Genomic DNA, 12704 nt, shown 5'->3' with positions numbered 1-12704 from the left:
TGTCGAACATGCCGTGAAATGTCGCGAAAACCCGCCGCACTGGCTTTAGGCGTTCTCCGAATTTGTGACGAAGCGAGACAGTTTCGGCGATCGGCTAGGCCAATCCGCAAAAAAAAAACCGCCCGGCGTGCACCGGGCGGTTTTGGCTCATGCCACCGAGGACAGCGTCAATGCGCCATCGGCATCATGTTGGCGTTCATGTTGTGCATGATCCAGAGCGAACCGGCCAGCACGATGAACAGGATCAGCACGGTGAACAGGAACGCGATCACGTTGCCGCGCTGCTCGTTCGAGCTGTCCAGATGCAGGAAGTACTTCAGATGGACGACGATCTGGACCACGCCCATGCCGAGGATGATCCAGAGGATCGTGCCGCGGTCCATGGTGCCGTCCATCACGATCTTGAACGGGATCACCGTCAGGATCACGGCCAGCACGAAGCCGATCACATACGACTTGACCGATGCGTGGCCGTGCGCGGCGCCGTGAGAATCGCCATGCGCGGCATGGCTGGATTGATGCTGGGCCATTTACATTGCTCCCATCAGGTAGACCACCGTGAAGACGCCGATCCAGACGACGTCCAGAAAGTGCCAGAACAGGCTCAGGCACATCAGACGCTTGGTGGTGGCCGTCGTGATGCCCTTGGTCGTGAGCTGATACATCAGCACGAGCATCCACAGCATGCCGCTCGCCACGTGCAGGCCGTGCGTGCCGACCAGCGTGAAGAACGACGACAGGAATGCGCTGCGGTTCGGACCCGCGCCTTCGTGCACCAGGTGCGCGAACTCGTTGATTTCCATCACCATGAACGCCGCGCCCAGCAGGAAGGTCACGGCGAGCCAGCCCATCACGCGGCCCTTCTGCTTGTTCTGCAGCGACACCATGGCCATGCCATACGTGATCGACGAGAACAGCAGGATGAAGGTTTCCACGAGCACGTAGTTGAGCTCGAACAGCTCCTTGCCCGACGGGCCACCCGCCACTTCGCCGCGCAGGACGGCGAATGCGGCGAACAGGCACGCGAACAGGATGCAGTCGCTCATCAGATACAGCCAGAACCCGAAGATCGTGTTCCCGCTCGTATCGTGGTGCGCGTGGTCGTGTGTATCGTCATGCGCGTGCGCATGCGCCGGGGCTTGCGCCCCAAAACGGTCCAGGACTTCAGTCGTCATGGTGATCAGGCCCCCGAAGCAACACGTTGCAGCTGTTGCGTCTCAATCTGCTCGACCTCCTTGGCCGGCACGTAGTAGTCGATATGGTCGTCGTTCGCACGGAAGATGAACGACACCACCATGCCGATCAGGCCCACGATGGCAAGCCACCAGATGTGCCACGTCAGCGCGAAGCCCAGCACCAGGCTGAAGGCACCCATATAGAAGCCGGCGCCCGTGTTCTTCGGCATATGGATCTCTTCGTAGCCATCGGTACGCGGCTTCTCGCCACGCGCCTTCATGTCCGCGAACGCGTCCAGGTCACGCACCACCGGGGTGTGCGCGAAGTTGTAGAACGGCGGCGGCGACGAGGTGGCCCACTCCAGCGTACGGCCGCCCCACGGGTCGCCGGTCACATCGGCCAGCTTCTTGCGGTCGCGGATCGACACGACGATCTGCAGCACCTGGAAGAAGATGCCCAGCGCCACGAACACCACGCCCACCACGGCCAGATGCAGCCACGGGGTCCATGCGGGGTTGTCGGTATGGTTCAGACGACGGGTCATGCCCATCAGGCCGAGCACGTACAGCGGCATGAACGCGAAGTAGAACCCCAGGATCCAGCACCAGAACGCGCACTTGCCCAGACGCTCGTTCAGCTTGAAGCCGAACGCCTTCGGCCACCAGTAGGTGATGCCGGCCAGGTAGCCGAACAGCACGCCGCCGATGATCACGTTGTGGAAGTGGGCGATCAGGAACAGGCTGTTGTGCAGCACGAAGTCGGCTGCCGGCACGGCCATCAGCACACCCGTCATGCCGCCGATCACGAACGTGATCATGAAACCCAGCGTCCACAGCACGGGCGACGTGAATTGCACGCGGCCACGGTACATCGTGAACAGCCAGTTGAAGATCTTCACCCCGGTCGGGATGGAGATGATCATGGTCGTGATGCCGAAGAACGCGTTCACGTTGGCGCCGGAGCCCATCGTGAAGAAGTGGTGCAGCCAGACGATGAACGACAGCACCATGATCGCGCTGGTCGCGTACACCATCGACTTGTAGCCGAACAGCTTCTTGCCCGAGAACGTGGCGATGATCTCCGAGAAGATACCGAACGCCGGCAGCACCAGGATGTAGACCTCGGGGTGGCCCCAGATCCAGATCAGGTTCACGTACATCATGGCGTTACCGCCGCCATCGTTCGTGAAGAAGTGCATGTCCAGGTAGCGGTCGGCGCCCAGCAGGGCCAGCGACACGGTCAGCACCGGGAAGGCGGCCACGATCAGCACGTTCGTGCACAGCGCGGTCCACGTGAACACCGGCATGCGCATCAGCGTCATGCCCGGGGCACGCATCTTGAGGATGGTGACCAGGAAGTTCACGCCCGTCAGCAGCGTGCCGAGGCCCGAGATCTGCAGCGACCACAGGTAGTAGTCCACCCCCACGCCCGGGCTGAAGTCGAGGCCCGACAGCGGCGGATAGGCCAGCCAGCCCGTGCGCGCGAATTCACCGACGCCCAGCGAGATGTTGACCAGCAGCGCGCCGGCCACGAACAGCCAGAACGACAGCGTGTTCAGGAACGGGAACGCCACGTCGCGCGCGCCGATCTGCAGCGGCACCACGAGGTTCATCAGACCCGTCATCAGCGGCATGGCCACGAAGAAGATCATGATCACGCCGTGGGCGGTAAAGACCTGGTCGTAGTGCTCGGGCGGCAGGAAGCCCGTATTGCCGCCGGTGGCGACAGCCAGCTGGGTACGCATCATCAGCGCGTCGGCAAAGCCGCGCAGCAGCATGATCAGCGCGACCAGCGAGTACATCACGCCGATCTTCTTGTGGTCGACGGACGTAATCCACTCGCTCCACAGGTAGTTCCATTTCTTGAAATGGGTGATGGCGCCAAGCAGCGCCAGACCGCCGAGCATTACCGCGCTCAGCGTCACCATGATGATCGGCTCATGAAACGGAATCGCCGACAGACTCAATTTGCCAAACATCGTTGCTCCTAGGATTGCGCGCCCACCGCCGGCTTGGCCGGCGTGGTCATGGACACCTGCGCGTCGCCAATCGTGTTGCGCGACGTGCAGACCGGACCGCCGTCGAAGCCTTCACGGGCCACGGCACGACCGCTGTTGTCCATGTATTGGTGCAGGATGCCGTGATACAGGTCGCCATCGACCTTGCCGTAGTACGTCACGGCAACGGCTTCGCTCGGCTTGGCGAGCTCCTTGTAACCTTCGGCGCCGAGCTGCTCCGACGACTCGCGGACCTTCGCGACCCACGCGTCGAAGTCATAGTTCGACATGGCCAGGGCCTTGAACTTCATGCCCGAGAAACCGCCGCCGCTGTAGTTCGCCGACATGCCGTCGAACGTACCGGCTTCGTTGGCGATCAGATGCAGCTTGGTCTCCATGCCCGCCATGGCATACACCTGGCTGCCCAGCGCGGGGATGAAGAACGAATTCATGATCGAATCCGACGTGATCTTGAAATTCACGGGCGTGTTCACCGGCAGCGCAAGCTGGTTGATCGTCGCGATCTTCAGCTCCGGATAGATGAACAGCCATTTCCAGTTCATCGCCACGGCTTCGACGGTGATCGGCTTGACGTTCGATTCGAGCGGCTTGTACGGATCCAGCTCGTGCGACGAGCGCCACGTGATGATGCCGAGCGCGATGATGATCAGGCAGGGGATCAACCAGACCACGACCTCGATCTTGGTCGAGTGCGACCAGTCGGGATCGTACGTTGCGGAGGTATTGCTGGCGCGATACTTCCAGGCGAACACGATCGTCAGAATGATCACGGGCACGACCACCAGCAGCATGAGCCAGGTGGCGATCAGGATGATGCCCTTGATGTCCACGCCGATCTGACCCTTCGGGTCCATCAGCGTCAGGTTGCAGCCGGCCAGCAACAGCAGGCCAAGGCAAGGCAGGAACCGCGTCAGGCGCGGCATTCTAGGTAGTTTCATGTCACGACGGTCTGGTTGTGCCACGGCCCGAAGGCACGCGGCTTCAACTGCCCGATGCACGATGGCGGCAGGCAGGTTGAGCGGGGTAAAAACCGGAGGACGTGGACAGCGACTGACGACTGCGTGCGCGTGGCGCCGGAGAGGCGGTGGCGTGCGCTGAGGTGGAGGACTGCCCGAACCGCGGCTACGCCCGAAGGACTGCGTTGGTTCACGATGTCTTTGCCATGTCTGCTGTTACCATCCGGCGCGCCAGCGCTGTGCGCACGGATTTATGAGCAGATAGAGCAATACGTAAAGCATCGTGGGCGCGACTGTACCGCAACGCAACTTTGAGGGTAAACCCACGGGGTGCGGAAACACTGTTCTGTAAAACGGACAATGACGAGAACCTTACGGTCCGCTTACTTTTCGCTCCCGGGCGCGCGCCTGATGGCGGTTTTCTTCATATTTGGCGGGCCTCAAGCCCGCCAGCGGCGATGCCGTTAACCATACCGCCGCGTAATCGATTCCGCGACGCAGACCGGACGATCCGACCCTTCCCGCTCGATCGTGACCTCCCAGTACGCCTGCCCGCCGACGAGTTCGGGCGCATTGGGCAGCGGATCGAGCCGCTCCACCTTCTGCAACCCGATGCGCGCCCGCAGCCGGCTGCCCACCGGCACCGGCGAGGTGAACCGCACGCGATTGAGCCCATAGTTCACCGCCACCTTCGTGTTCTCGAACCGCAGCGCGTTCGCCATGAACTGCGGCAGCAGCGACAGCGTCAGGAACCCGTGCGCCACCGGCGCGCCGAACGGCGACTCGCGCTTTGCGCGCTCCACGTCCACGTGGATCCACTGATGATCGCCCGTGGCGTCGGCAAACAGGTTGACCTGCTGCTGCGTGATCTCGATCCAGTCGCTGACGGCCACTTCCTGGCCTTGCAGGCTTTCCAGTTCTTCCAGCGAGGCAATCGTACGCATGCGGTCTCCGTGCAATAGGGGAAAAGGTGAAAGATTGTGTCAGGCCGGGCGGCGTCCGTACATGCCCATGCCCTTGACGGTGCAGACCGGCTCGCCCCGCTGATTGGTGGCGCGCCAGATGGTGTGAACGATGCCGCGATCGGGCTTGGACGACGACGGCCGCGCGTCCAGCACCTCGAGCACCACGCTCAGCGTGTCGCCCGCGTAGACGGGCTTGATCCAGCGGATTTCATCGACCCCGGGCGAGCCCATGCTCGCGGTATCGGGCGGCATGTATTGCACGAGCAGCCGCATCATGATGCCGCAGGTCATCCAGCCGCTCGAGATCAGGCCGCCGTAGATGCTCTGCGCCGCCGCCCGCGGATCGACATGGAACGGCTGCGGGTCGTACTGTCGCGCGAACGCGACGATCTCTTCCTCGGTAACGGTGTAACTGCCCAGGTGGTGCTGACTGCCGACGACGTAGTCTTCGAAATAGACCGGACCCATGACTGCTCTCCTGCAAGACGCCCTCTCCCCGGGCGGGGAGAGGGCAACACCGTGTGCCTGCGTGCAACGATCAGGCCGCCTGCTGGAAGCCCGGCTGTTGCGCGAAGCGGCCGATGTGATGATCGACGTCACCGAACGTGGTGTTGATCAGCGTCAGCCGCTTGAACATATGCGCGGCCGGCAGTTCGTCGGTCACGCCCATGCCGCCGTGGATCTGTACGGCCTCCTGTCCCACCGCGCGCGCGGCCTGTCCCACGCGCGCCTTGGCGGCGGAGACGAAACGGCGGCGCTCCTCGGGCGAGGCCTCGTCGAAGCGGCCCGCTGCCAGCACCGTGATCGAGCGCGCCTGCTCGGCATGGATGAACATCTCGACCATCCGATGCTGGAGCGCCTGAAAGCGCCCGATCGGCGAGCCGAACTGCTGGCGCGTCTTGGCGTACTCGAGCGTCGCCGCGTTGAGCGTATCGATGATGCCCACCGCCTCGGCGCACAGCAGCACCGCGGCATAGTCGGCCGTCGCCTCGAGGATGTCCCACCCCTTGCCCTCGGCGCCGATCGGCGTCGCGGGCGTATCGGCAAACGTGATATCGGCCGCGCGCAGGTTGTCGATGGTACGGTAGTCGCGCACGGTCACACCGGCCGCGTTGCGATCCACCACAAACAGCGCGATACCGGCCTCGTCCGCGTCGCCGCCCGACGTGCGCGCCGACACCACGAGCTTGTCCGCCTGCCCGCCGTGAATCGCCACGACCTTGCGGCCATTCAGCCGGCCTTCGCCGCCGGTCACCTTCGCCGTCACGCGCACGTCGTTGAGCGCATGGCGCGCCTGCGGCTCGTTGAAGGCCACGGCCAGCTTGACCTCGCCGCCCGCCACCTGCTCCAGCAGGGCTTCCTGCCCGCCGGCCAGCTTCAATGCATACGCGGCCACCACGGTCGCGAAATACGGTTCGATCACGAGCCCGCGGCCCAGCTCCTGCTGCACCACCATCATATCGACGGCCGTGCCCGAGAAGCCGCCCTGCGCTTCCGGCACCGGCAGCGCGGTCAGGCCGAGCTCGACCAGCGCGCCCCATGCCTGTTCGCTGAAACCGGTGTCCGAGCGGTAGGCCGCGCGGCGGGATTCGAAGTCGTAGCTGCGCTCGACGAAGCGGCGCACCGCATCGGCCAGCTGTTTCTGTTCGTCGCTCAGGTTGAAGTCCATGTCGCGTGTCTCCTCACAGCCCCAGGATCATCTGGCTGATGATGTTCTTCTGAATTTCGTTGGAACCGCCGTAGATCGAGGTCTTGCGGAAGTTGAAGTAGTACGCGGCCAGCGGCGCGGCATCGTCGAAGCCCGTCACCGCGTGGTCGCTCTCGCACTCGAGGTAGGCCGTGTCGAACGGCTGCGCGTACGGGCCCACGGCCTCGACCATCAGTTCGGTCAGCAGCTGCTGGATCTCGGTGCCCTTGATCTTGAGCATCGATGCCTCGGGCCCCGGGCCCTTGCCGGCCGCCTCGCTCGACACCACGCGCAGCACGGTGATCTCCAGCGCCATCAGCTCGATCTCGAGCGCGGCCACCTTCGCGCCGAACACGGGGTCTTCGAGCAGCGGCCTGCCGTTCTTCTGCTGCCCGCGCGCCAGGCGCTTGAGGAAGCCGAGCTCGCGCTTGGAATTGCCCACGCGCGCGATGCCCGTGCGCTCGTGGCCGAGCAGGTACTTGGCGTAGGTCCAGCCGCGGTTCTCGTCGCCGACGCGGTTCTCCACCGGCACCTGCACGTTGTCGAAGAACACCTCGTTGACCTCGCGCTCCTCGTCGAGCATGACGATCGGCCGCACGGTGATGCCCGGCGTCTTCATGTCGATGAGCAGGAACGAAATGCCCTCCTGCTTCTTGGCCTCCGGATCGGTCCGCACGAGGCAGAAGATCATGTCCGCGTGCTGGCCCAGCGTGGTCCAGGTCTTCTGGCCATTGACGATGTAGTGCCTGCCATCGGCCGTCAGCTCCGCGCGCGTCTTCAGCGAGGCGAGGTCGGAACCGGCGCCGGGCTCGGAATAGCCCTGGCACCACCAGTCGGTGCAGTCGAGAATGCGCGGCAGGTAGTAGCTTTTCTGGGCCTCGTTGCCGAACTTCATGATGACCGGCGCGACCATCGCCACGCCGAACGGCAGCACGCCGGGCGCGCCCACGCGCGCGCATTCCTCGTCCCAGATATGGCGCTGGGTCGCGTTCCACCCGGTGCCGCCGTACTGGACCGGCCAGTGCGGAGCGGACCAGCCCTTGCCCGCGAGCGCCTTGTGCCAGCGCACGAAGTCGTCGCGGTTGGGACGGCGGTGATTGAGCACCTTGGCGCGGATGTCCGCGGGCAGGTTGGCTTCCAGCCAGCCGCGCACTTCCTCGCGGAAGGCATCGTCGGCCGCCGAGTAGTTGAGGTCCATGCCTGTCTCCTGTGGCGCCGGCTCGCGGCCGGCGATTTTACGAATACGTGGGGTCGGCGCACCGCTGCGCCGGCCTCACGACTTCGCCAGGACACAGAATGCGATTCAGTGTGCCGTCTGCTTGAGCGCGTCGGGCACCACGAGCGGAAAGGCGTCGATGCCCTCTTCGGCCAGCGCCTGCACTTCCTCGCGCGACGCCTGACCGCGAATGCCGCGTTCGGGCGCCTCCTGGTAGTGCATGCGCCGCGCCTCCTCGGCAAAGCGGTCGCCAACGTCCTCGGTCTGTGCGAGTACCTGCCGCACGGCCTTCAGGTAGTGGGATTGCAGGGCCTGCAGCGCCTGTCGCGCGTCGTCGGACACCCCCGCACTCTCTCCACCCTGCCGGCCGGCCGGCTTGCCGCCGCCCGTCGGCGCGGTCGCGCCCGACAGATTCAGGCGCGGCGCGCTCGGCAGACGGCTGACCGCATGGTCGCCACAGACCGGGCACTGGACCAGATCGCGTGCAATCTGCGATTGCGCATCTTCCTCCGAGGCGAACCAGCCCTCGAAACGATGGTCTTGCGCACAGCGCAGGTCGAGCACCTTCATGATCTTTCCAGCCCGTCGGGCAATATTAGCCGTGAATCGAAAATTTGTGAACGGTCGTGCTAATTTTTTCTTGCAACCTCAGTGCGCGACCGCAGCGGATCGCCAGCTTAGCAGGGATCACGGGTTCAGGCAGGACGCCCCGGCAGCGGCGGCAGCACCTGCTCGCCCGGCTGCCATGCCCCCGACAGCACCTTCTCGAGCCAGAACGCGCCGATGATCGTCTTGACGTCGGTAATGCGCCCCTGCCGCACCCAGTCGATGACCTGCCCGGCCGGGGTGATGAACGTCTCGAGGAACTCGCCATCGTCGAGTTCGGCCGCGCCCGCGGTCAGGTCGCGCGCAAGGAACAGGTCGATGAACTCGGTGGAATAGGAGATGACAGGATGGATGCGCGTGAGGTAATCCCAGCGCGCCGCGCGGTAACCGGTTTCCTCGATCAGTTCGCGCTCGCCGCAGCGCTGCGCGCCCTCTTCCGGATCCAGCTTGCCGGCCGGAAACTCGAGCATGACCTCACCGATCGGATAGCGGAACTGGCGCTCCATGAGCACCGTGCCATCGTCGAACAGCGGAATCATCATGACCGCGCCCGGATGGAGCACGTACTCGCGGCCGGCCTGCTTGCCGTCCGGCAGGCGCACGATGTCCTGCTTGAGCGTCAGGAACTTGCCGCGATGGAGGGTGGCCGAGGCGACCGGATGTTCCCGCAGACCGTCGTCCGATGCGGTCGTGGGGTCGTCGATCTTCTTCGTCATGCGAGCTCCGGGAGTATGCGGGCCCGGGACGCACCTTCAGGCCGCGCGGTGTTTGACGAGGTATTGCCAGGTAAAGCCGGGAAACGCGAACACGAGCATCATGCAGAGCGTGATCGCGTAGAACTGCCAGCCCTGCGGGAACGTGTTGCCAAGGCTCGCCTCGACGGCAAAGCCCGCGGCACCCGCCACGGCGTACCAGACCAGCAGCTCGACGAGGCGCAGCCACATCGGCTTGCGCGCCCACTTCAGCGCGACCGCGCCGAACAGCCGCTGGTTGATGAACGGCAGATTGGCACAGACCAGTGCCAGCAAGATGACAAACCAACCGCCAGCGGATGCACTCACGATCGGTTCGTCCCTTTCTGTCTGGGTCAGCGGATCACGAACCCAGCGACGCGCGGATGGCCTGGTAGCACAGGTTCATCAGCGCCGCGGGGAACAGGCCCAGCAGGATCACGGCCAGGCCGTTGATGCTCAGCACGCCGCGCAGGCCTGCCGTGGCTTCCAGCGGCTCTTCGCCGGCCGGTGCATCGAAGTACATCAGCTTGACCACGCGCAGGTAGTAGAACGCGCCGATCAGCGAGAACAGCACCGCGACCACGGCCAGCCAGCTCATGCCAGCCTTGACCACCGCTTCCAGCACGGCCAGCTTGGCGTAGAAGCCCACCATCGGGGGAATGCCCGCCATGGAGAACATCATTACCAGCATCAGGAACGCGAACCACGGGTTCTTGCGCGACATGCCCTTCAGGTCGTCGAGCGATTCGGCCTCGAAGCCCTTGCCGGTACGCAGCAGGATCAGGCCGAACGTGCCCAGCGTCGTCAGCAGGTACGTCACCGAGTAGAACATCGAGCCGCTATAGGCCTCGGCCGCGCCGGTGGCCGAACCGCCCGCCACGCCCGACAGCAGGCCCAGCAGCACGAAGCCCATGTGCGAGATGGTCGAGTACGCGAGCATCCGCTTGAGGTTGGTCTGGACGATCGCGGTCAGGTTGCCGATGGCCAGCGACACCACGGCCAGCACCACCAGCATCGCCTGCCAGTCGGTAGCCAGCGGCAGCAGGCCGTCCACGAGCACACGCACCATCAGCGCGAACGCGGCCACCTTCGGACCCCCGGCGATCAGCAGCGTCACCGCGGTCGGCGAACCCTGGTAGATGTCCGGAATCCACATGTGGAACGGTGCGGCGCCGAGCTTGAACGACAGGCCGGCAACGATGAACACCACGCCGAACGCGAGCATCGTCGTGTTTACGCGGCCCGACTCGACCACGCGGAACACTTCACCGAGGTTCAGCGAACCGGTCGCGCCGTACATCATCGACACGCCGTAGAGCAGGAAGCCCGAAGCCAGCGCGCCGAGCACGAAGTACTTCATGGCCGATTCCGACGTCACGCGCGATTCGCGGCGCAGCGCCACCAGCGCGTACGACGCCAGCGACAGCAGTTCCAGACCGAGATACAGCGTCAGGAAGTTGTTGCCGGTGATCATCACGATCTGACCGCCGAGCGTGAACAGCGCGAGCATGTAGAACTCGCCCGCGAACATGTCGCGTTCCTGCAGATAGCGGCGCGTGTACACGAGCGTGATCAGCAGGCCGAGCGAGCAGAAGGCCGACAGCACGTTGGCCATCGGATCGATCACGACCAGGTTCGCGAACGCATAGTGCGTGTCGCCGTGGCTCGCGTTGATCGCGAACCAGACGGTCAGCACCAGCGTGGTCAGCAGCGAAAGCGGATAGGCGACGCTCTGGCGGCCCTTGCCGCGCGCGAGGTCGATCCAGTTGATCGCCGCAATGGCGATCGCCAGGAAAATGATTGGCGCCACGGGGGCCAGGCTAGAAGACGCTTGCATGTTTATTTCTCTCTCCCCCGCTTACAGCTTGGACTGCGCGACGTGCGTCAGCAGGTTCGCCACCGAGGCGTGCATCACATCGGTAAAGGGTTTCGGATACAGGCCCATGTACAGCGTCATGATGGCGAGCAGGCCGAGCATGAAGAACTCGCGCTTGTTCAGGTCCACGAGTTCGCGCACGTGCTGGTGCACGATGTCGCCGAAGATCACGCGCTTGACCATCCACAGCGAGTACGCCGCGCCCAGGATCAGGGCCGTGGCGGCCAGCAGGCCGATCCAGAAGTTGTACTTCACGGCGCCAAGGATGACCATGAACTCGCCCACGAAGCCCGACGTCGCCGGCAGGCCGCAGTTGGCCATCGCGAAGAACACGGACAGCGCCGCGAACTTCGGCATCGTGTTCACCACGCCGCCGTAGTCGGCGATCTGGCGCGAGTGCACGCGGTCGTACAGCACGCCGATGCACAGGAACATCGCGCCCGACACGAAGCCGTGCGAGATCATCTGGATGATGCCGCCCTCGACGCCGATGTCGTTGAAGATAAAGAAGCCCAGCGTGACGAAGCCCATGTGAGCGATCGACGAGTACGCGACCAGCTTCTTCATGTCGGCCTGCACCAGCGCCACGAAGCCGATGTAGATCACCGCGATCAGCGAGATCGTGATGATGAACGGGGCCAGCGTGTGGCTGGCGTCCGGCGCGATCGGCAGCGAGAAACGCAGGAAACCGTAGGCACCGAGCTTCAGCATGATCGCGGCCAGCACCACGGAACCGCCGGTCGGCGCTTCCACGTGAGCGTCCGGCAGCCAGGTATGCACCGGCCACATCGGCACCTTCACCGCAAAGGCCATGAAGAACGCGATGAAGATCGCGATCTGCTCCTGCATCGTCAGCTTGGCGCCATGCCAGGCGAGGATGTCGAACGTACCGGTCTTGCTGTACAGGTACAGCAGCGCGACCAGCGTCAGCAGCGAGCCCAGCAGCGTGTAGAGGAAGAACTTGAACGCCGCGTACACACGGTTCGGACCGCCCCACACACCGATGATGATGTACATCGGGATCAGCGTGGCTTCAAAGAACACGTAGAACAGCAGGCCGTCCAGTGCCGAGAACACGCCGACCATCAGGCCGGACAGGATCATGAACGCGGCCATGTACTCGGCCACGCGCTCGGTGATCACTTCCCAGGCCGAGATCACGACGATCACGGTGATGAACGCGGTCAGGACCACGAACCACATCGAGATACCGTCCACCCCGAGGTGGTACTGGATCTTGAAGCGTTCGATCCACATCGATTGCTCGACGAATTGCATCGCGGCGGTGCCGGGCTCGAAGTGCAACACGAGCGGCAGCGTGGCGATGAAGCTCACCACGGCTCCGAACAACGACACCCAGCGCACGAAGCACTTGTTGTTGTCCGAGCCGAAGAACAGGACCAGCAAGCCGAAAAAGATAGGCAGCCAGATAGCGAAAGACAGAACCATTTCCTTGTTTTCCTTAATCGGT

Annotated in this window: 13 protein-coding genes; all 13 read right to left on the bottom strand. The window is 64.0% G+C overall.

Annotated elements, in window-relative coordinates; translation table 11 throughout:
- Positions 1–167: 167 nt before the first annotated feature.
- The 13 genes from cyoD to AAHB16_RS11880 all read right to left on the bottom strand — a co-directional run bounded on the left by cyoD (position 168) and on the right by AAHB16_RS11880 (position 12682).
- Positions 168–530, bottom strand: a complete 363-nt coding sequence (gene cyoD, locus AAHB16_RS11940; RefSeq protein WP_150372329.1) for a cytochrome o ubiquinol oxidase subunit IV — start codon at positions 528–530, stop codon at positions 168–170.
- A complete protein-coding gene (gene cyoC, locus AAHB16_RS11935) occupies positions 531–1175 on the bottom strand; it encodes a cytochrome o ubiquinol oxidase subunit III (RefSeq protein WP_150372330.1) in 645 nt (214 codons plus the stop codon). It abuts the gene before it with no gap.
- A 5-nt stretch (positions 1176–1180) separates the two neighbouring features.
- Positions 1181–3154 carry a cytochrome o ubiquinol oxidase subunit I gene (gene cyoB, locus AAHB16_RS11930; protein ID WP_150372331.1) on the bottom strand — a complete coding sequence of 658 codons (1974 nt, stop codon included), beginning with the start codon at positions 3152–3154 and terminating at the stop codon, positions 1181–1183.
- Positions 3155–3162: 8 nt separating this feature from the next.
- Positions 3163–4131, bottom strand: coding sequence for a ubiquinol oxidase subunit II (gene cyoA / locus AAHB16_RS11925; protein ID WP_342050957.1), 969 nt, complete (start codon positions 4129–4131; stop codon positions 3163–3165).
- 482 nt (positions 4132–4613) lie between these two features.
- Positions 4614–5093 (bottom strand): MaoC family dehydratase, encoded by a 480-nt coding sequence (locus tag AAHB16_RS11920; protein ID WP_150372333.1) that lies wholly within the window; start codon positions 5091–5093, stop codon positions 4614–4616.
- A 39-nt stretch (positions 5094–5132) separates the two neighbouring features.
- Positions 5133–5582: a MaoC family dehydratase gene (locus AAHB16_RS11915; protein WP_150372334.1), complete on the bottom strand. Its 450-nt coding sequence runs from the start codon at positions 5580–5582 to the stop codon at positions 5133–5135.
- A gap of 70 nt (positions 5583–5652) precedes the next feature.
- Positions 5653–6783: an acyl-CoA dehydrogenase family protein gene (locus tag AAHB16_RS11910; RefSeq protein WP_342050956.1), complete on the bottom strand. Its 1131-nt coding sequence runs from the start codon at positions 6781–6783 to the stop codon at positions 5653–5655.
- Between the two features lie 13 nt (positions 6784–6796).
- On the bottom strand, positions 6797–7999 hold the full coding sequence (locus AAHB16_RS11905) for an acyl-CoA dehydrogenase family protein (RefSeq protein ID WP_150372336.1): 1203 nt from the start codon (positions 7997–7999) through the stop codon (positions 6797–6799).
- A gap of 105 nt (positions 8000–8104) precedes the next feature.
- The gene (locus tag AAHB16_RS11900) at positions 8105–8587 is read right to left on the bottom strand and encodes a DUF1178 family protein (protein WP_342050955.1); all 483 of its coding nucleotides are present in this window, start codon (positions 8585–8587) and stop codon (positions 8105–8107) included.
- A gap of 125 nt (positions 8588–8712) precedes the next feature.
- Entirely contained in the window at positions 8713–9339 is a 627-nt protein-coding gene (locus AAHB16_RS11895; RefSeq protein WP_150372338.1) for an NUDIX domain-containing protein, read from the bottom strand.
- A gap of 36 nt (positions 9340–9375) precedes the next feature.
- Entirely contained in the window at positions 9376–9684 is a 309-nt protein-coding gene (locus AAHB16_RS11890; RefSeq protein WP_150372339.1) for a DUF2818 family protein, read from the bottom strand.
- A gap of 34 nt (positions 9685–9718) precedes the next feature.
- Positions 9719–11194 (bottom strand): NADH-quinone oxidoreductase subunit NuoN, encoded by a 1476-nt coding sequence (nuoN, locus tag AAHB16_RS11885; RefSeq protein ID WP_150372340.1) that lies wholly within the window; start codon positions 11192–11194, stop codon positions 9719–9721.
- Positions 11195–11215: 21 nt separating this feature from the next.
- Positions 11216–12682 carry an NADH-quinone oxidoreductase subunit M gene (locus AAHB16_RS11880; RefSeq protein WP_150372341.1) on the bottom strand — a complete coding sequence of 489 codons (1467 nt, stop codon included), beginning with the start codon at positions 12680–12682 and terminating at the stop codon, positions 11216–11218.
- Between the last annotated feature and the right edge of the window lie 22 nt (positions 12683–12704).

Source organism: Cupriavidus sp. OTU4054, from assembly GCF_038440175.1.
Taxonomy (GTDB): Bacteria; Pseudomonadota; Gammaproteobacteria; order Burkholderiales; family Burkholderiaceae; genus Cupriavidus; species Cupriavidus pauculus_D.
Note: the sequence above shows the minus strand (reverse complement) of the source record. Positions and strands in the feature narration are given on the sequence as shown.